This window comes from Aquicoccus sp. (genome assembly GCF_041686535.1).
In the GTDB taxonomy this organism is placed as follows: domain Bacteria; phylum Pseudomonadota; class Alphaproteobacteria; order Rhodobacterales; family Rhodobacteraceae; genus Aquicoccus.
The window spans coordinates 13,468-29,752 of the sequence record NZ_JAWLDS010000015.1 but is presented as its reverse complement, the minus strand read 5'-3'; the positions used below and the strand labels follow the sequence as shown (position 1 = coordinate 29,752).

Below are 16,285 nucleotides of genomic sequence, written 5' to 3'. Positions count from 1 at the left end.
AGTCAGTCATTGTCGCTTCCCCGTGCACCTGCCCCGGCCAAGGAATCCGCCGAGGTTGGCACGGTGATGCGCAGCATCAAGGCGTTGAGAGCGGCGTATTGGCCGGGCTCGACCGTCCCGAGATGGACCCGGGGCCAACACGATCTTGCAGTTCCGGTTGGGGCATGCGGCTCAAGGCGCACCGCCAGCGGGCCGACCGCGTCCATGTCACCTGTCATGGTCGGGGCCTCGCCCGGAGCGATGACCGCCTTTGCGCCCTTCCAGTTCAACCGCAGGGTCTGCCCGGAGCGGGCAGCCGCATAAGCGCAAAAGGGTAAGAGAAAGCCTGGATGGCACAGTTCGGAAAACCTCTGCCCGCGATGGCTTGCACCGTCGGACAGCCCCGAGGAGTCCGCGATCGCCATGCCCGCGCGCAACGGACAACCCGGCGCGCTGGCGGGGCGTGACAGAATACCGATCAGCGCATTTGCCCAGTCCAGCCCGGCCCGGGCAAGCCAGCAAGCGGCCGCGGCCCCCTCCTCGGCTTCGCCCCATGTCCGACCCGCGCCGCGAATGGCCCGCAGTGACAGTGCACCGATCTCGGACAACGACAGGTGCAGAACCTGCGTTGCTTCGTGCATCTCCACAGCGGCGCAGTCAGGCATCTCGCACCCTCCCGGTCATCATCTCGGGATAGGGCGCGCCCTGAAACAGGCTGATCCGCACCCAGCGGTCCGAGCGCGGATCGAACCGTGTTGCCCCGAAAAACGCCAGCTTGCATCGCAAGAGGTCGATCGGCAGCATATCCGCAGCGATCAGGTTGTCACGGATTTCGGCAAACGGGTGACGCCCGATGATCTGCGCGCGGCGCAGGGCCGGACGATGCTCGGGATGGGCCAGAATGAGATGTGCAACGGGCATGTCGCCCGGCTTTCCCTCAAGTGCGCGCCAGAGCGCCGCTGCCTGCCGCCCGGTGTCCAGCGGCAGTTCGCGCTCGGCCCCCGGTTCATCAAAGCGTTCGCCCAGCCGCGGTTCGAGCTTGTCCTCGGAGATATACCAGAACCGCGCAGTATTGGCGCGCGCTTCGAAATCGACATCCAGTGCCCAAGCGTAATGCGTTCTGAGTATGGCACGCAGATCCCCGACCCGCATGGCCCCGTCAATCGGGAAATGCGCCTCTTCATCGGCGTCCATGCAATCGCCCAGGCCGTCGATCAGATCGCCATGCGGCTCCAGCATGGCAGCGAGCAGCGCCTCCTGCCCTTCCAGCGAAAGGCTGGTCTGCCCCCAGCGCCAGAGATTGTCCCACGGGTGCGTCGAACAACGGTCCCATCGTTCGGTGACATGGGCCATTGTCCGCGCAAGACCGTCGCGCAGATCGGCCAGTTTCGCGCGCTGGATCGGGTGTGCGCTTGCCCAGAGCAAGGCATTATCCTGCGCAGCACGCAAGGCCTCAAGGAACCCGGCGAATTCGGCCTCGCCAACGACTTCCTGCGCTCGCACCCGGGCCAGTGCCTCTTCCCGCGCCAGCATCCAGTTGTTGAGCAGGACAGGATGACGGACCAGGAACGGCGCCATCCCGAGTCCCGTGGAGTTGCCGACGCCCAGCCCACGCTTGAGTTCCGGTGCCAGCCGCGCCGCATTGGCGCCACCACGCGCACGGGCCAGATGCTCGACCAGATCGACTGTGAAGGATCGCGTAAGCCAGACCGACAGCATCTCGGCCTGGAAGGGTGCGCGCATCTCGGGGCGTTCGACAATCGCGGCGCGATCCGCCGCGCCGAACTTGCCCGAGCCATAAACAGCCGTGGTGCGCATGAGATACCCGGTCTCCAACAGCATGTCCGCATTGGGCTGTTGCTCGCGGGCCAAGCTCTCGACCACATGATCGAAAAGACGCACGGAACGATTGGCACGGCTCAGAGACAGCTCGTTTGGCGTGACACGCCCGGCCTCCTGCAAAGGCACGTTGACCGCCAGCCGGTCGAGGTCATCAGCGTCCGGCGTGCCATCAAAAAGCGCGAACGTCGCATCCCATGCCGTCGCGATCACCCGGTCGGACCGTTGGTGGTCGGGCAGGTCATGGGCAAAGGCGACAAGGCTGTAGGTCCGCACGGGCCCGACGGCGCGATAGACCGCGCGCCCCACGCCCTGCGCGTCGATATCCCAAACCGGCCGGTCAAAACCCCAGCCTTCGCTTTGCATCCGGCGCAACAACTGGCGCAGGAATGAAAGCCGCGTCGGATGACTGCACCCCATGCGGGCAAGGCGCATGACATCGTCGGGATCGCGCCGGAAGGTCCGCGCCTGCGGCATCGGATTCAGCCCTGCGCAGGTCACTGGGCCGCCTCCCGGCGACCGTGATTCAAATTTCCGAAACTCTGGGCAAAGTAGCGCGCCCAGTTCCCGCCCATGATCGCGGCCACATCTTCGACCGAGAAGCCCACCTCGCGCAGCCCCGTCTCGATCCGCCCGAAATCGCGATTGTCGCGAAACCATTCGGGCATCGGCGGAAAACCGGGATTGTCGGCGCCGCCTTCACCATAATCGCGGGCCTTGGTCCAGCGACCCGAGCGCATCCAGTCCACCACGCTGTCGGGCTGATCCTGGCACAGGTCGGTGCCGATCCCGATCCGTGACACGCCCATCAGGTCCGCAGTGCGGGCGACCATTTCGCAGAACTCCGCCAAGGTGCAATCACTGCCGCCGCGCAGATGGTGCGGATAAGCGGAAAAGCCCAGCATCCCGCCACTCTCCGCCAATGCGTGCAGAACGCGATCGGATTTGTTGCGCAGCGCCGGGTGCCAGCCGGCGGGATTGGCATGCGTGATCGCGATGGGGCGCGTGGAATGCGCGATGGCATCCAGGGTCGAGCGTTCGCCCGAATGGCTCATGTCGATGACCATCCCCACGCGGTTCATTTCGGCGACGACCTCGCGCCCCATCCGGGTAAGCCCCGTGTCCTCTGCCTCGTAACATCCCGAGGCCAGCAAGGACTGGTTGTTATAAGTGAGTTGCATGAAGCGCAGGCCAAGGCGGTGCAGCACCTCCACAAGGCCGATGTCATCCTCGATGCAGGACGGGTTCTGTGCACCAAGGAAGATCGCGGTGCGCCCGGTCTGGCGGGCAAGGTCTATGTCCTCGGCGGCGAACCCCTGAACGATCAGTTCTGGAAATCGCTCGAACCAGCGATTCCAGGATTCGATGTTCAGCACCGTCTCGCGGAAATTCTCGTGATAGGCTATGGTCACATGTACCGCGTCGACACCGCCCGCGCGCATCTGGCGAAAGATCCTTTCTGACCAGTTGGCATATTGCAGCGCGTCGATACGTGGGGTCATGCGGGAACCCCCGAATGGATATAGGATGTCTTGACGATGGTATAGAATTCCTCGGCCGCGCGACCCTGTTCGCGCGGGCCATAACTCGACGCGCCGCGCCCGCCAAAGGGGACGTGGTAATCGGTTCCGGCGGTTGGCAGGTTGACCATGACACAGCCCGCCCGCGCATGGCGGCGGAAATGCGTGGCGCGCGCCAGATCGCGGGTCATGATGCCGGCGGCCAGGCCGAACTCGGTATCATTGGCAAGGTGCAACGCCTCGTCATAGCTGCCCGCCTTGATGACACAGGTGATCGGCGCAAACATTTCCTCGCGGTTGATGCGCATCCCGTTGCGCGTGCCCGCGAACACGGCCGGGGCCATGTAATACCCTTCGGTCGCGCGCTCCAGCCGGGTGCCCCCGCAAAGCAATTCCGCGCCCTCTTGCTTGCCGGTCTCGATATAATCGAGATTGGCGGCAAGCTGATCCGCGCTGACCACCGGCCCGATCTGCGTGCCCTCTTCCAGCGCATGACCGACCTTCAAGGCCCGCGTCGCCTCGACCAGCCGTTCGACAAAGGCATCATGGATACGCTCATGCACGACAAGGCGGCTGGCGGCGGTGCATTTCTGCCCCGTCCCGCCAAAAGCCGCGTTGGCGGCATGGGCCACGGCCAGGTCAAGGTCGCAATCCTCCATAATCACCATCGGGTTCTTGGACCCCATTTCCATCTGGAGCTTGGTCATGTTGGGTATGGCCGCCGCCGCGATCCCGCGCCCCACGGGAACCGAGCCGGTAAAGCTGATCGCGTCCACAGCCGCGCTTTGTGCCAGTGCCTGCCCGACCGCGCGACCCGGCCCCATAACGAGGTTGAAGAGCCCGACGGGCAAATCCTGTTTCGCGATGATCCCGGTCAATGCCGCGGCGCTGGCCGGCGTCTGGTTCGCGGGTTTCCAGATCACGGCATTGCCAAAGGCCAGCGCCGGCGCGATTTTCCAGGCCGGCGTGGCCACGGGAAAATTCCACGGGCTGATGATCGTGACCACACCCACGGGTTCGCGGCGCACGTCGATCTCGATTTCGGGGCGCACGCTGTCGGCTGTCTGACCCATTTGCCGCAGGGCTTCCGCCGCGAAATAGGTAAAGAACTGACCCGCGCGATAGGCTTCGCCCTTGCCTTCGCCCAGGGGCTTGCCTTCCTCGCGCGCAATCAGCGCCCCGATCTCCTCGGCCCGCACCATCAACTCGGTGCCGATCGCCATCAGAACGTCATGGCGCTTTTGCGGGCCGGTGGCCCCCCATTCGGCCTGTGCGCGATGCGCGGCAGTCAAGGCATCGTCAAGCTGCGCCTCGTCGGCTTGCGCGAAATGCCCGATCACGTCCGCCAGGTCCGACGGGTTGCGGTTTTCGACCGCTGCCACCCCGTCACGCCATTCGCCTGCGATGTAATTGCGGGTTTCCAATGTCATGTTCTTCCTTCCCGCGCTCAGGCGGTTTTGATCCTGTCCATCAGCGCCGCATCCACCACGACACCCTCGCGCAGGGTCTGCGCACGGTTGGCCGCGCGGCGCGCACCGGGCAGGCGCGCGCCCTCCTGATCCGTGATCGCCTCGGCCAGCTGCGCCATCGCCGTGCCGAACCCGTCACCGGAAAACGCGCCCGGATCGAAGCCGATGAAAAACTGCCCCGTGCCCGGTGGCCCGCCCTTGGGCCCGGAAAAGGGGCTGGCCTCCATCCCCAGGTTGCCCCCTGAAAGCGCAGCGGCAAAGATCTCGACCGTCAGGCCCAAGCCAAAACCCTTTTGTCCACCCACGGGCCGCATCGAGCCGGCCAACGCGGCTTCGGCGTCTTCGGTCGGGTTGCCATCGGCATCCAGCGCCCAGCCCGGCTCGATCGCCTCCCCCTTGCGCGCCCGCAGGATGATCTCGGATTTCGCAATGGCGCTTGCGGATTGATCTATCACGAGACGTGCCCCGCCCGATCCGTCGGGCACCGCCAGCGCGAACGGGTTCGTGCCGATCACCGCCTTCGTGCCCCCGGTCGGCGCCATGGAGGCAGGCGCATTGGTAAAGCACAACCCCACCAAGCCGGCCTCGGCCAACCGTTCTGCATGATGTCCCAGGACACCGCAATTATAGGACCGCGACACCGCCATCGCCGCGACACCCTGTTCGCGTACGGCTGCGTCGAACACGGGCCAGCCACCATCAATCGCAGCATGGGCAAACCCATACGCAGCATCGACACGGATCGCACCGGGGCGCGGGTGCGAAACCGTCGGGATGGCAGCGCCCAGAACCTTCCCGCAGCGCAGATGCTCGGCATAAACTGGGATATACATCAATCCGTGGCTGCGTATCCCGTCCCGCTCGGCCAGGCGCGTCGAACGCGCAACCGGGACGGCCTGCTTCCGCGACGCACCAGCGCTGACCAGCGCTTCAAGAGCAAGCTCTTCGACCTGGTCCAGCGTCAGTCTCATGTCTGTCATGCAACACCCCCGGGATGGAGTGTAAGAGCCATGGATTATTCAGATCAAACAAATTAAAATGTAATTTACTTCAGTTTTGTTGAAACACGTCTTCATGATACGATCCCACGCCCTTCGTGTTTTTGTCGCAGTGGCGGATTGCGGAAACATCCGCGATGCCGCCAAAGCCCTTGGCCGGACGGTCTCGGCCGTCTCGATGACGCTCAAGCAACTCGAATCGGAACTGGGCGCACCGCTGTTCGAAACCGACCGCAAGCACACCCTGACGGTGCTTGGCCAAGAGGTGCGCAAACTGGCTAGGGAGCTGCTGCGCGAACACGATCGCACCACCGAACGCATCGCAGCGATCGCTGCCGGCCGGGAAGGTGCCCTTAGGATCGCTGCCGTGCCGTCCGTTGCGGCACAGCTCCTGCCGCCGGTCCTGACAGAGATGCTGGAGGTTCACTCCGGAATCCAGATCGAGTTGCTCGATACCGACAGCACGAGCATGCACACGCTGGTCGAAACCGGGGCAGTCGAACTCGGCATCGGCGGCGAGCCTCATGCCCGCTCGGACCTGCACTTCATCCCCCTGTTCCACGACCCGTTCCGATTGGTCTGCCGCAAGGACCATCCGCTTGCCCGCGCGGCAACACCCTTGAAGCAGGCGGATCTGCAGGAACATCAACTCATCAGCAACAAATCGACGACCGGGTTTTACGACCTCGAACACAGCGGACCGCATCAAGCGTCTACGCTCAGCGCACGCAATGTCATCTCTCTCCTTGCGCTCGTGCGCGCCGGGGCCGGTGCGACGATCCTGCCGGCCCTTGCCACACGCACCATAGATGGCGACCTGCGCGCACTGGCGCTGGATGATCCCGCGGCGCGGCGGACAGTCGGCTTTGTCTTGCGGCGAAACGGCAACCCAAGCCCGATCTGTGCCGCTTTCCAGAACCGGTTTCTCGACCTGATCCGATCCACTGAGATCGCGCCCTCCGGCGAAGTCGCACAGCCGCTCATCTGGCCCGGCCGCCTCGCCTGAACCGGTGTCCGCCGCGCGACCACATGGACCACCTGTTCGCTGGCGCAAAGGTGCGAAGGGCACACCCTGTGATCTAACCTGCGCGATCGGCTGAAAGGCGGGTCAACAACGCGCCATAGGTCTCCACACCTTGCGCCCCGGTCACCAGGTGCTGAAGGTCGAACACCATCGCCGGCACCCCGCGAATACCCTTTTCGGCCCAGAACCGCTGAATCGTGCGCACCTCGGGGGCAAAGCGCCCGGTTTTCAGTGCCTCGCGCGCATCCGCCGGATCGAGCCCGATCTCGCCCGCAATTGCCGCCAGCGTGTCCATGTCCGACACATCCCGCGCATCGGTGAAATGCGCCCGGAACAAGGCCAGCTGCATCTCGGTCTGGCGCCCCTGCGTCTCGGCCCATTCGATCAGCTGGTGGGCACGAAAGGTATTCACCATCCGGCTCTCGTCCGAAAAGTTGAAAGCGAACCCGAGCTCCGCCCCCAGCCGGGTGAGCCTGTCGCGCGCCTGCGCACTCTCTTGCGCGGTGCTGCCGTATTTCTCGGCCATGTGCGCGCGCAGGTCCTGCCCTTCGGGCGGCATGTCCGGATTGAGTTCGAACGGGTGCCACAGGATCGTCACCGCGACTCCACTGTCGCGGATCGCCCGGTCCAGTTGGCGATATCCGATGATGCACCAGGGGCAGACCACGTCCGAAACGATGTCGATGCGCAGCGGATCGCTTGTCATGTGATCTCTCTCCCACGTGGCAAAAGGCCCGCATCACGGATCACGGGCAGGTAAGTGCGGCTGACCGGGATCTCGTGACCGCCGGTCATGGTCAGGATCGCGCGTTCACCCTCGCGCCTTGCAGCCTGTACCTGATCCGTCGCGACCCAGTGCGAGCGATGCACCCGAATTCCTGCTCCCTCGCCAGCCTCGCGCATCGCATCCGTCAGGCGCATCAACACCAACGCATTTCCCCGTGTCGTGACCACCTCGACATAGTGATCCTGCACCGAAATTGACACGAGCATCCCCCGCTTGTCGAGCGGCAGCCGGTCGAGCAGGGGCGGGGGTGCACCGGCCTGATCGGCCCCGCCGGACTCTCCCGCCGCCAAGGCATAAAGCCCCGTCGCCACGACGAGCGCGACCAAAAGAATTTGCAGGATCAGCAGCCAGCGTGACGCCATATCGAAGGGCGACCAGCCAAACACAAAGGCATTGAGCAAAAGCACGATCAGCGTCGCCAGCGCGCCGGTGACTACAATGGATAGGACCGCGCGCAGCCGGGCCCTCTTGATCCATTGATCGCACAGCCGATCGGTCAACACCCCGGCCGAAAAGGTCAGCACCACAAGCGCTCCCCAATAGCCCGCCCGCGCCAGCGGGCCAAGGATGTCGATGGTGCCGAACGGCCCCGACACCGCCAGAATCAGGATTGCCGCAACCAGCCCCGCCAGCACCCGTCCCCGGGTAAGAAAGGCACGTGTTTCACGAAGCGCGAATTGCGTTGCCCCGGGTTTCACGAATTTCCTCCGTTGTTCGGCACACCGATATTTGAGCAGGGCCAGCGTGCGGGCGATGACCGCCCCATCACCTCGGACATATCAAACAGAAAGGACAATGACATGACCCTGACGCCGTTTTTCGATACCTCTCTGGTGGTGCAGTTGCACATCGTCACCGCCCTCGCGGCGCTGGCCATCGGGCCAGTAGCGCTGATGCGGCGGCGGCGCGACCGGCTGCACCGCACGCTGGGCTATATCTGGGTGACGGCAATGGCGGTGACGGCACTGAGTTCCTTTTTCATCTACACGATCAGAATCCTTGGCCCGTTCAGCCCGATTCACGCCCTCTCAGCCGCCGCGCTGGTTCTGCTCTGGGTGGGCATTGGCCATATCCGGGCAGGGCGGGTCGCCGATCACCGCCGCACGATGCTGTCGCTCTACGTCTTCGGCATGGGCATCCCCGGCCTCTTCACCCTGCTGCCCGGGCGGATCATGAACGCGATCCTGTTTCCCACGACCCCGGTGGGCGGCTTCGGAACGGCACTTGCCATGACCGGCGTGATTGCACTGATCTGGGGGCTGCGGCGACCGGATCACATCCGCTTGCTGCTCGGGCGCGCCTGATCGTTTCCCTTCCCTTGGGTCAGTTTTTCCTTGCCCGATGCGCGAGACGAATTCATACTGAAATGAATTGAATACCCGGATTTTTCGCGCATCGGGACCGTTTCCCGACGATCAAGTTCAAATTTGCAGCAGGTTTGCGATGCAGGGCAGAACATGCAATTCGCAAGGCTCGGGGGAGGAAATCATGTTTTCCAAGCACTTCATGGTCGCCATTTTGTCAGCCACCCTGATAACCGGAACAACGGGGCGGCTCATGGCCGATAACGGCCTCGTCGGTGGGCTCGTGGGGGGGATCATCGGTGGCGCGCTGATGAACGAAGCCGCCAAGAACAACCGATCCAAGCAACGGGTCTATCGCACCACGCGGCCGGCCGTATCGTCCTCCCAACGCGAGCAGAACCGCGAGGTGCAAAGCGCGCTCAATCATTTCTCCTGGAACGTCGGTTCCACCGATGGCGTTCTCGGGAGTCGCTCGCGGGCAGGGATCTCGCAATACCAGGCTTTCATGCAATTCCCGGTTACCGGCAAATTGACCGAGCTTGAACGCACCATCCTCGTCACGTCGTTCCAGAGAGCGCAACTCGGCGGCGGCGCTGTGACGCGGACCGTTTCAACCCACCCGCAGGGGCTCCGGGGTCTGCTGCTCGAAACCCGCGACCAGATCGCCAACGGATCCACCGCCGGCTACAGGGAAGACACCATCGGGGGCCTGCCCCCCCGGGTCTCGGCCGCCGTGTTCGAGATTGCACGCAATGCGAATGTCGAACCGCAACAACTGCTTTCGCGCGCAGGCTTCATTCAACTGGCCGACATGAACAATGACGGCAGAACCGATTACCTTCTCGACACGTCGGTCACGGGTTCGGGGTTCTGGTGCAATGACAGATCCTGTGTGGTCCGGGTCTTCGCGTCCACGCCCGACGGGTATGTGCGCAATGATTTTCAGGCCGTCGATGCCACACCCGCAATGTTCACCTGCCAGCAGGGCGATTGCCGGATCAGCGAGCAACAGCCCAACCAGCCACAAATGGCAGGGGCCGCGCCAGACGCTTCGACGCAAGACACGCTTCCCGATCGCTCCGAGGCTTCAACGCCCAACGCTCCTGCTTTCTCTTCGCAACTGGCATCCGCCGAGGATGAAGGCAAACCCGCGTTTCCAAGTTTCGCCACGGCCACCGAACCGACACGACCGGCATCTCTGGCCTCCTTCTGCGCAAAGGTTGGACTGGTCACCTCGTCGAACGGTGGCTTCATCAAAGCGGACACGCTTGTTGACGCCGAACAGGCATTGGGCGAACAGTTCTGCCTCGCCCGCAGCTATGCCATGGAACAGGGCGAGACGATGATCGCCGCGATCAAGGGCTTCTCGGAGTCCGAAATCGCGGCCCAGTGCAGGGATTTCGGGGCACTCGTCAAGCCATACACGAGGGATATCGCCGATTTCCCGCGCGCCGAGACGCTTCGCCGAACGGCAAGCTTCACGGAAGAAACCGGCATGGGCGCCGATCAGCTTGGCGCCACGGCAAAAATCTGTCTCTCCGTAGGCTATCGAACCGACGACATGGACATCGCCGTCGGCTCGGCACTGGTCCTCGCGGCAGTCGGTCTCGACGCCTATGGCGAGATGATCGGCCATCACCTGGCCACCGGCATCGGAGTGGCGCACCGCCCGGAAATGACGATAGACTGGTACGAGGCCGCCAGTCGGGCGACTCCGGTTTTCGCGCCCGGTCAACCCGAACGCGCCAGCCTGATCCAAAAGGCGGCGATGATGATGAACAGCCACGGCGCGACCACTCGATCGGTGTCGCCCGAACCGGCGAGCACACAGGGTCAGGGCCTTCCGGGTTTCGCGTCCAAGGCGGCAGAGGTGTTCTCGCAAGCCAGGCAGACACAGGACTGACGCGGGCCGCGACCCTCGCGAAGCGTTGTGCCGATGCAACCGTCCAGCGATCGGACGGTTGCACCGGCTAATGGCGACAAGAGCATGAATATGCAAAGGATGCCAACATTTGCCACCCCGACGCGCGTATTTCCTCTTCACATCCCGTTTCGGTTTCGCTAAGACGCGCCTCACCAAGTCAGGGCAGTGCGGTCGTGGCGGAATTGGTAGACGCGCAGCGTTGAGGTCGCTGTGGGGTAACTCCCGTGGAAGTTCGAGTCTTCTCGACCGCACCAACTTCTCCCAAAACTGTTTGTCGTCTGAGTGTTAACTGTCACTTGGAGCGACGAATGGACTCCAGTCCGGCACACACGGTCAGGCGTAAAAGCACCTGCGACCATAACCGCCGGGTACCGAAATCGGTTGCCCCGGAGTTTGGGCAGACCGTGACGGGCCACGTCGGCTTGTGACAGGTCGAAAGCGGGTGGGGCGCACCGGGTGATGGGCATGGGGCCCGGGTTCAAAGCGAAGGGTTGGCGTGCAAGGCTTTGCCAAGGGCCGAGATCCCGGTCCGGATATTGTCCAGCGACTGCGCCGAGAAGTTCAGCCGGGCGTGGTTGGCGCGCGGGGTCAGCGGAAAGAACGTCGCACCGGGCACATAGGCGACACGCGCCTGCGGCAAGGCCACTTCACGCATGAAGGCCGTGGCGTCAAAACCCTCGTCAAAGGTGAGCCAGGTGAACAGTCCGCCGTCGGGATCGGTGGCGGTGATGTCTTGCGGGAAATATTGGCGAATGGCGTCCAGCATTACCTCTTTCTTGCGGGCATAGGCTTCGCGCAGGGTGGCGATATGGGCCGCAAGGTCATAGCGATCCAGAAACAGGCTCGCAGCGGCCATGTTCAGCGTTGACGTCTGGGTGTCGGCAGCAACCTTCAACAGCCCCATGCGCGCCAGCAGTTCCGGGGCCGCCACCGCCCAGCCAATGCGCAGACCCGGCACGAGAACCTTTGAAAAGCTGCCCAGGTGAATGACCCGTCCCTCGGTATCCAGCGATTTGAGCGTGGGCAGGTGCCGACCCTCGAACCGGATCTGGCGGTAGGGCGTATCTTCCAGGACGATCAGGTCATGGCGGTTGGCGAGCGCAATCAATTCCTTTCGCCGAGCGAGCGAGAGCGTCACACCGGTCGGGTTCTGGAAATCCGGAATGGTATATATCATCCGGGCCCTTGGGTTGGCCTCAAGAATTTCCCGCAGGGCCTCGGTTTGCATCCCGTCGGTGTCCACCGGGACCACGGCATAGTCCGGCTGACTGGGTTCGAACGCGATCAACGCGCCCAGAAAGGTAGGGTCTTCGGTGACGATCACATCACCGGGGTCAATCAACATCCGCGCCGCGAAGTCGAGGCCCTGCTGCGATCCTTGCAGGATCAGGACATCATCGCCGGTGCAGGCCATGCCATCCGCCGTCATCAGCCCGGCAATCTGGTCGCGCAGATGCGGAAGGCCATTGGAGGGGGCATATTGCATCGCGGCCCCGCCGGCCTCCCGGATGATCTCATGGAACACCGCGTCCAGCTGCTCGGCGGGAAACAGTGTCGCATCAGGATAGCCTCCGCCAAAGGAAATGATCGAAGGGTCCGCGCCCAGGGCCAACAGTTCACCGATGGCAGAGGGCTGAACCTTGTCCATTCGTTGCGCGTATCTAGGTGTCATGCAATCCGGGTCCCGATCAATTTCAGTCTCACGTGACACCAAGTGACGCGCCGGTGCAAGCGACGAATGCCCGGCTGCCAGGCCGGCCGCTTCCGCTCCCTGCGCGGCGCCGTCGGTCAAGCGGACCGCAGGGCGCCGCCGCAACAAGGCCGGGCAATTCCGGAAAGACTGCCCCTGCCGGGCGATCCGGACCATCCAGCCCCCTGCCCGCGGCGGAGGCCGGCGGACATGCCCTTGAACCTCCGCTGACAGGTGTTATATCAACTTCCTGAGATACGAAGCCGAGTGCATTCGGCGGCAATCCGGACCGCTCCGATCGCTTTGAGCGGCGAAAATATACCCCCGGATTGGGCGACGCGGAACGAAAAGGGAGGAATCCCCGACGTGAGCGAAAAACTCGTGGTAGAGAATCTGGTCAAGGTGTTCGGGGAAGACCCCGACCGCGCGGTGCGCATGCTCGAATCGGGCCGGAGCAAACCCGACATTCTGGAAGAAACCGGCATGACCGTGGGCGTCTCGGGCGTCGATTTCACGGTGCGCGAGGGCGAGATATTCGTCGTCATGGGGCTGTCGGGCTCGGGCAAATCGACGCTGATCCGGATGATCAACCGATTGATCGACCCCTCTTCAGGGAACATCATGATCGATGGCGAAAGCATCACCGAGGCGGACGATGACGCGTTGCGCCGGATCCGGCGCGACAAGCTCGCGATGGTCTTCCAGCATTTTGCGCTCTTCCCGCACCGCTCGGTGCGCGAGAATGTCGAGTTCGGCCTCAAGACCCGCGGGATCGTGCCGCGGGAACGCCGTGCACGCGCCATGGAAATGCTCGAACAGGTCGGGCTCGAGGCTTGGGCCGAAGCAACGCCCGGTGCGCTTTCGGGCGGGATGCAACAGCGCGTCGGACTGGCCCGCGCGCTTGCCGTCGACCCCGAGGTCCTGCTCATGGACGAGCCCTTCTCGGCGCTTGATCCGCTCATCCGGGCCGACATGCAGGGCGAGCTGCTCCAGTTGCAGCACAAGCTCAAGAAGACCATCGTGTTCATCACCCATGACCTCGACGAGGCGCTGATCCTCGGCGACCGGATCGCCATTATGGAAGAGGGGCGCTTCGTCCAGGTGGGCACCGCCGAGGAAATCGTTGCAGACCCGGCAAGCGACTATGTCGCTGCCTTCACCCGTGACATCGACCGCGGCCGGGTGTTCACCGCCGAAAGCGTCATGGCCCCGGCCGAGGCGCTCGATCTGGCGCGTGATGCACCGCAGACGGCACTCGAACGGATGGAGCGCCTTGGGCGCGATGCGCTTTATGTCGAGGAGGGCGGCACACTGACGGGGGTGGTGCGATACCGCGACCTTGCGGCCGCCACGCGCATCAACGGCGCCAATCTGCGCGGCCAGGTCATCACCGATTACCCGACCGTCGCGGCCGACACGCATCTTCACCGCATGTTCCGGTTATGCGCTTCGGGCCTGCCCGTGGCCGTTCTGGACCGGGAGGGACGCCTGGCCGGCGTCGCGGAACCCGATGCCGTCTTCGGTCAGTTGGCCCCGCGCGAGAACGGCGGCGGCGCACCGGAAACGAGAATGCAGAGCTGATTCATGTGGCAACCATCCGATTCGATCGAGATTCCCTTTGGAGACTGGGTGCAGGAGTTCGTCCGCGGCTGGCTGGTGCCGAACTTTCGCGACTTCTTCCGCATGATCCAGTGGCCCGTGGACCAGACATTGTCCTGGCTCGACGGTTTGCTGAACGCCACGCCGATGCTGCTCTTCGCGGTGATCCTGACAGCGATCGCCTGGGGCACGGCAGGGCGGTGGCTTGCCCTTTTCACCTTCGTGGCGCTGGCGGCGCTGGACATGATCGGGGTTTGGTCGGAGACCATGACGACGCTGGCGATGATCCTGACGGCCGTGGTGTTCTGTGCACTGGTGGGCGTGCCGCTGGGCATCGCCGCGGCACGCAGCGACCGGTTCGCGTTGATATTGCGGCCCGTCCTCGACATCATGCAGACGATCCCGCCCTTCGTCTACCTGGTGCCCATCGTGATGCTCTTTGGCGTCGGGATGACACCGGGGATCATCGCCACCATCGTCTTTGCGCTGCCGCCCATCGTCCGGCTGACGAATCTCGGCCTGCGCTCGGTACCCGAGAACCTGGTCGAGGCCGCATATGCCTTCGGTTCGACCCGCTCGCAGGTGCTGTGGGACGTGCAGATCCCGTTGGCGCTGCGTACCATCATGGCCGGTCTCAACCAGACGCTCATGCTGGCGCTTTCGATGGCGGTGATCGCCGCCTTGATCGGCGCGGGCGGCCTGGGCCTTACGGTGTATACCGGGTTGGGCCGGCTTGACATCGGAACCGCGACCGAGGGCGGAATCGGGATCGTCCTTCTGGCGATCATCCTCGACCGCATCACCCAGGCCCTGGGCGAGGAGGGGCGCGTGCGCCGCAGCCCCTCGCTGATCGAGACGATCAAGGGCTTCATCCGCCTCGGCGGCACGCGCACCGGCGACGACGAACTGCGCCGGCCTGCCCGCTGACGGAGCGATGGCGTCGGCACGGGGCCCTGCGCCCCGCCGGCGTCGGCGCCGCGCCATGACCGGCACGGCAGACAATCGAAACCGAGAAACAGGAGGTCAAAGACATGCAACGCTTGTCGAATATTCGCAAAATGGCCACCACTGCGCTTTGCGCTGGTGTACTGGCGATACCGCTGACCGCGACCGCGCAAGAAGAGCCCGGCGACGGCACGACCATCAACATGGCCCGGGCAACCTGGGACACCGGCTGGTGGCAGGCCGAGGTTTACGCCAGCATGCTCGAGGAACTCGGCTACGAGGTGAGTGAAGCGACCACGCTCGACAATCCGCCCTTCTACCAGTCGGTGGCGTTCGGCGATGTCGATCTTTGGGTCAACGGCTGGTTCCCGCTGCACAACACCTACGAGGACTCCTTTGCCGATGGCGCCGAAGTCGTCGGCCATGTCGCCAAGGGCGGCGCGCTCCAGGGCTACCTGATCGACAAGAAAACCGCCGACGAACATGACATCACCCATGTCGAGGATCTCACCGATCCCGAGATCCAGGCCCTGTTCGATGCCGATGGCGACGGACTTGCCGACCTGGTGGCCTGCCCGCCGGGCTGGGGCTGCGAAGAGGTGATCTCGCATCACTTCGAGGAATTCGGCTGGGACGAGCATTTCAAGCCGATCACGGCCGGTTACTCGGCCTCCATGGCCGATACCGTGGCGCGCTATGACAACGGCGATCCGATCTTCTTCTACACCTGGACGCCGAACTGGACGGTCGGCATCCTGCCGCCGGGCGAAGACGTGGTCTGGCTGCAGATGGACGAAACCTCGCTGCCCGAGGATCAGATGGACCTGGCCGACGCGACCGAGGTCGAGGGGCTTGCCGGCTGTGCAGGCGGCGCCGATCCCTGCGATCTGGGTTGGCCGGCCAACGACATCCGGCCGGTGGCAAACAGCGCGTTCCTCGACGACAATCCGGCCGTGCGCGCCTTGCTCGAGGTCGCCCGCATCCCGATCGACGACATCTTCGCCCAGAACGCGATGATGAACGAAGGTGAGGACAGCGCCGAAGACCTGAGCCGCCAGGCATCCGAATGGATCGACGACAACCGCGATCAGGTCGACGAGTGGCTGGCCACTGCGCGCGAGGCCGCAGAAGGCTGACCGCTCCCGTTCACGCGCTCTATGCGTGCTGTTCAACCGTGCCGCGGCTCGTCAGAGTCGCGGCACGGTCA

14 protein-coding genes and 1 tRNA gene are annotated in these 16,285 nt (G+C 64.0%); 7 read left to right on the top strand and 8 right to left on the bottom strand.

Annotated features, from left to right (window positions below; genetic code table 11):
• Nucleotides 1–2 precede the first annotated feature (2 nt).
• Genes ACESL9_RS05690 through ACESL9_RS05670 form a run of 5 tightly spaced genes read right to left on the bottom strand, consistent with a single transcriptional unit; the run spans nt 3 to nt 5,787 of the window.
• Nucleotides 3–644, bottom strand: coding sequence for a DUF3726 domain-containing protein (locus ACESL9_RS05690; RefSeq protein WP_372610920.1), 642 nt, complete (start codon nt 642–644; stop codon nt 3–5).
• Nucleotides 637–2,295, bottom strand: coding sequence for a hypothetical protein (locus tag ACESL9_RS05685; protein WP_372674589.1), 1,659 nt, complete (start codon nt 2,293–2,295; stop codon nt 637–639). Before ACESL9_RS05685 ends, ACESL9_RS05690 begins: the two co-directional genes overlap by 8 nt.
• Nucleotides 2,296–2,315: 20 nt before the next feature.
• Complete coding sequence (locus tag ACESL9_RS05680; RefSeq protein ID WP_372610916.1) at nt 2,316–3,320, bottom strand: membrane dipeptidase; 1,005 nt, start codon at nt 3,318–3,320, stop codon at nt 2,316–2,318.
• Nucleotides 3,317–4,768: an aldehyde dehydrogenase family protein gene (locus tag ACESL9_RS05675; RefSeq protein WP_372610914.1), complete on the bottom strand. Its 1,452-nt coding sequence runs from the start codon at nt 4,766–4,768 to the stop codon at nt 3,317–3,319. Before ACESL9_RS05675 ends, ACESL9_RS05680 begins: the two co-directional genes overlap by 4 nt.
• A gap of 17 nt (nt 4,769–4,785) precedes the next feature.
• Nucleotides 4,786–5,787 carry an Ldh family oxidoreductase gene (locus ACESL9_RS05670; RefSeq protein WP_372674588.1) on the bottom strand — a complete coding sequence of 334 codons (1,002 nt, stop codon included), beginning with the start codon at nt 5,785–5,787 and terminating at the stop codon, nt 4,786–4,788.
• A 94-nt stretch (nt 5,788–5,881) separates the two neighbouring features.
• Here ACESL9_RS05670 and ACESL9_RS05665 point away from each other — a divergent pair, with 94 nt between their 5' ends.
• Complete coding sequence (locus ACESL9_RS05665) at nt 5,882–6,811, top strand: LysR family transcriptional regulator (protein ID WP_372674587.1); 930 nt, start codon at nt 5,882–5,884, stop codon at nt 6,809–6,811.
• Between the two features lie 73 nt (nt 6,812–6,884).
• Here the strand turns inward: ACESL9_RS05665 and ACESL9_RS05660 are convergent, their stop codons facing one another.
• Both ACESL9_RS05660 and ACESL9_RS05655 read right to left on the bottom strand, forming a co-directional pair.
• Nucleotides 6,885–7,535, bottom strand: coding sequence for a DsbA family oxidoreductase (locus ACESL9_RS05660; protein WP_372674586.1), 651 nt, complete (start codon nt 7,533–7,535; stop codon nt 6,885–6,887).
• On the bottom strand, nt 7,532–8,314 hold the full coding sequence (locus tag ACESL9_RS05655; RefSeq protein WP_372610906.1) for a LytTR family DNA-binding domain-containing protein: 783 nt from the start codon (nt 8,312–8,314) through the stop codon (nt 7,532–7,534). The genes ACESL9_RS05660 and ACESL9_RS05655 overlap by 4 nt, the downstream gene beginning before the upstream one ends.
• A gap of 102 nt (nt 8,315–8,416) precedes the next feature.
• Here ACESL9_RS05655 and ACESL9_RS05650 point away from each other — a divergent pair, with 102 nt between their 5' ends.
• The 3 genes from ACESL9_RS05650 to ACESL9_RS05640 all read left to right on the top strand — a co-directional run bounded on the left by ACESL9_RS05650 (nt 8,417) and on the right by ACESL9_RS05640 (nt 11,098).
• Entirely contained in the window at nt 8,417–8,920 is a 504-nt protein-coding gene (locus ACESL9_RS05650; RefSeq protein WP_372610904.1) for a DUF2306 domain-containing protein, read from the top strand.
• A gap of 184 nt (nt 8,921–9,104) precedes the next feature.
• Nucleotides 9,105–10,823: a peptidoglycan-binding domain-containing protein gene (locus ACESL9_RS05645; protein ID WP_372674585.1), complete on the top strand. Its 1,719-nt coding sequence runs from the start codon at nt 9,105–9,107 to the stop codon at nt 10,821–10,823.
• 188 nt (nt 10,824–11,011) lie between these two features.
• Nucleotides 11,012–11,098, top strand: a tRNA-Leu gene (locus ACESL9_RS05640).
• Between the two features lie 224 nt (nt 11,099–11,322).
• Here the strand turns inward: ACESL9_RS05640 and ACESL9_RS05635 are convergent.
• Nucleotides 11,323–12,516 carry a PLP-dependent aminotransferase family protein gene (locus tag ACESL9_RS05635; protein ID WP_372610900.1) on the bottom strand — a complete coding sequence of 398 codons (1,194 nt, stop codon included), beginning with the start codon at nt 12,514–12,516 and terminating at the stop codon, nt 11,323–11,325.
• A gap of 384 nt (nt 12,517–12,900) precedes the next feature.
• Between ACESL9_RS05635 and ACESL9_RS05630 the strand changes: the two genes are divergently transcribed.
• The 3 genes from ACESL9_RS05630 (at nt 12,901) to proX (ending at nt 16,214) form a co-directional block, all read left to right on the top strand.
• Nucleotides 12,901–14,115 carry a glycine betaine/L-proline ABC transporter ATP-binding protein gene (locus ACESL9_RS05630; protein WP_372610898.1) on the top strand — a complete coding sequence of 405 codons (1,215 nt, stop codon included), beginning with the start codon at nt 12,901–12,903 and terminating at the stop codon, nt 14,113–14,115.
• Nucleotides 14,116–14,118: 3 nt separating this feature from the next.
• Entirely contained in the window at nt 14,119–15,060 is a 942-nt protein-coding gene (locus ACESL9_RS05625) for an ABC transporter permease (protein ID WP_372610896.1), read from the top strand.
• A gap of 104 nt (nt 15,061–15,164) precedes the next feature.
• Nucleotides 15,165–16,214 carry a glycine betaine/L-proline ABC transporter substrate-binding protein ProX gene (gene proX, locus ACESL9_RS05620; RefSeq protein WP_372610894.1) on the top strand — a complete coding sequence of 350 codons (1,050 nt, stop codon included), beginning with the start codon at nt 15,165–15,167 and terminating at the stop codon, nt 16,212–16,214.
• Nucleotides 16,215–16,285: the final 71 nt, after the last annotated feature.

Bases quoted from the DNA above. Each gene is read 5' to 3' on its own strand.
- ACESL9_RS05625 (WP_372610896.1), top strand. From the start codon at position 14,119: ATGTGGCAACCATCCGATTCGATCGAGATTCCCTTTGGAGACTGGGTG.
- ACESL9_RS05660 (WP_372674586.1), bottom strand. From the start codon at position 7,535: ATGACAAGCGATCCGCTGCGCATCGACATCGTTTCGGACGTGGTCTGC.
- ACESL9_RS05680 (WP_372610916.1), bottom strand. From the start codon at position 3,320: ATGACCCCACGTATCGACGCGCTGCAATATGCCAACTGGTCAGAAAGG.
- ACESL9_RS05650 (WP_372610904.1), top strand. From the start codon at position 8,417: ATGACCCTGACGCCGTTTTTCGATACCTCTCTGGTGGTGCAGTTGCAC.
- ACESL9_RS05665 (WP_372674587.1), top strand. From the start codon at position 5,882: ATGATACGATCCCACGCCCTTCGTGTTTTTGTCGCAGTGGCGGATTGC.
- ACESL9_RS05675 (WP_372610914.1), bottom strand. From the start codon at position 4,768: ATGACATTGGAAACCCGCAATTACATCGCAGGCGAATGGCGTGACGGG.
- ACESL9_RS05670 (WP_372674588.1), bottom strand. From the start codon at position 5,787: ATGACAGACATGAGACTGACGCTGGACCAGGTCGAAGAGCTTGCTCTT.
- ACESL9_RS05635 (WP_372610900.1), bottom strand. From the start codon at position 12,516: ATGACACCTAGATACGCGCAACGAATGGACAAGGTTCAGCCCTCTGCC.
- proX (WP_372610894.1), top strand. From the start codon at position 15,165: ATGCAACGCTTGTCGAATATTCGCAAAATGGCCACCACTGCGCTTTGC.
- ACESL9_RS05645 (WP_372674585.1), top strand. From the start codon at position 9,105: ATGTTTTCCAAGCACTTCATGGTCGCCATTTTGTCAGCCACCCTGATA.
- ACESL9_RS05690 (WP_372610920.1), bottom strand. From the start codon at position 644: ATGCCTGACTGCGCCGCTGTGGAGATGCACGAAGCAACGCAGGTTCTG.
- ACESL9_RS05685 (WP_372674589.1), bottom strand. From the start codon at position 2,295: ATGCCGCAGGCGCGGACCTTCCGGCGCGATCCCGACGATGTCATGCGC.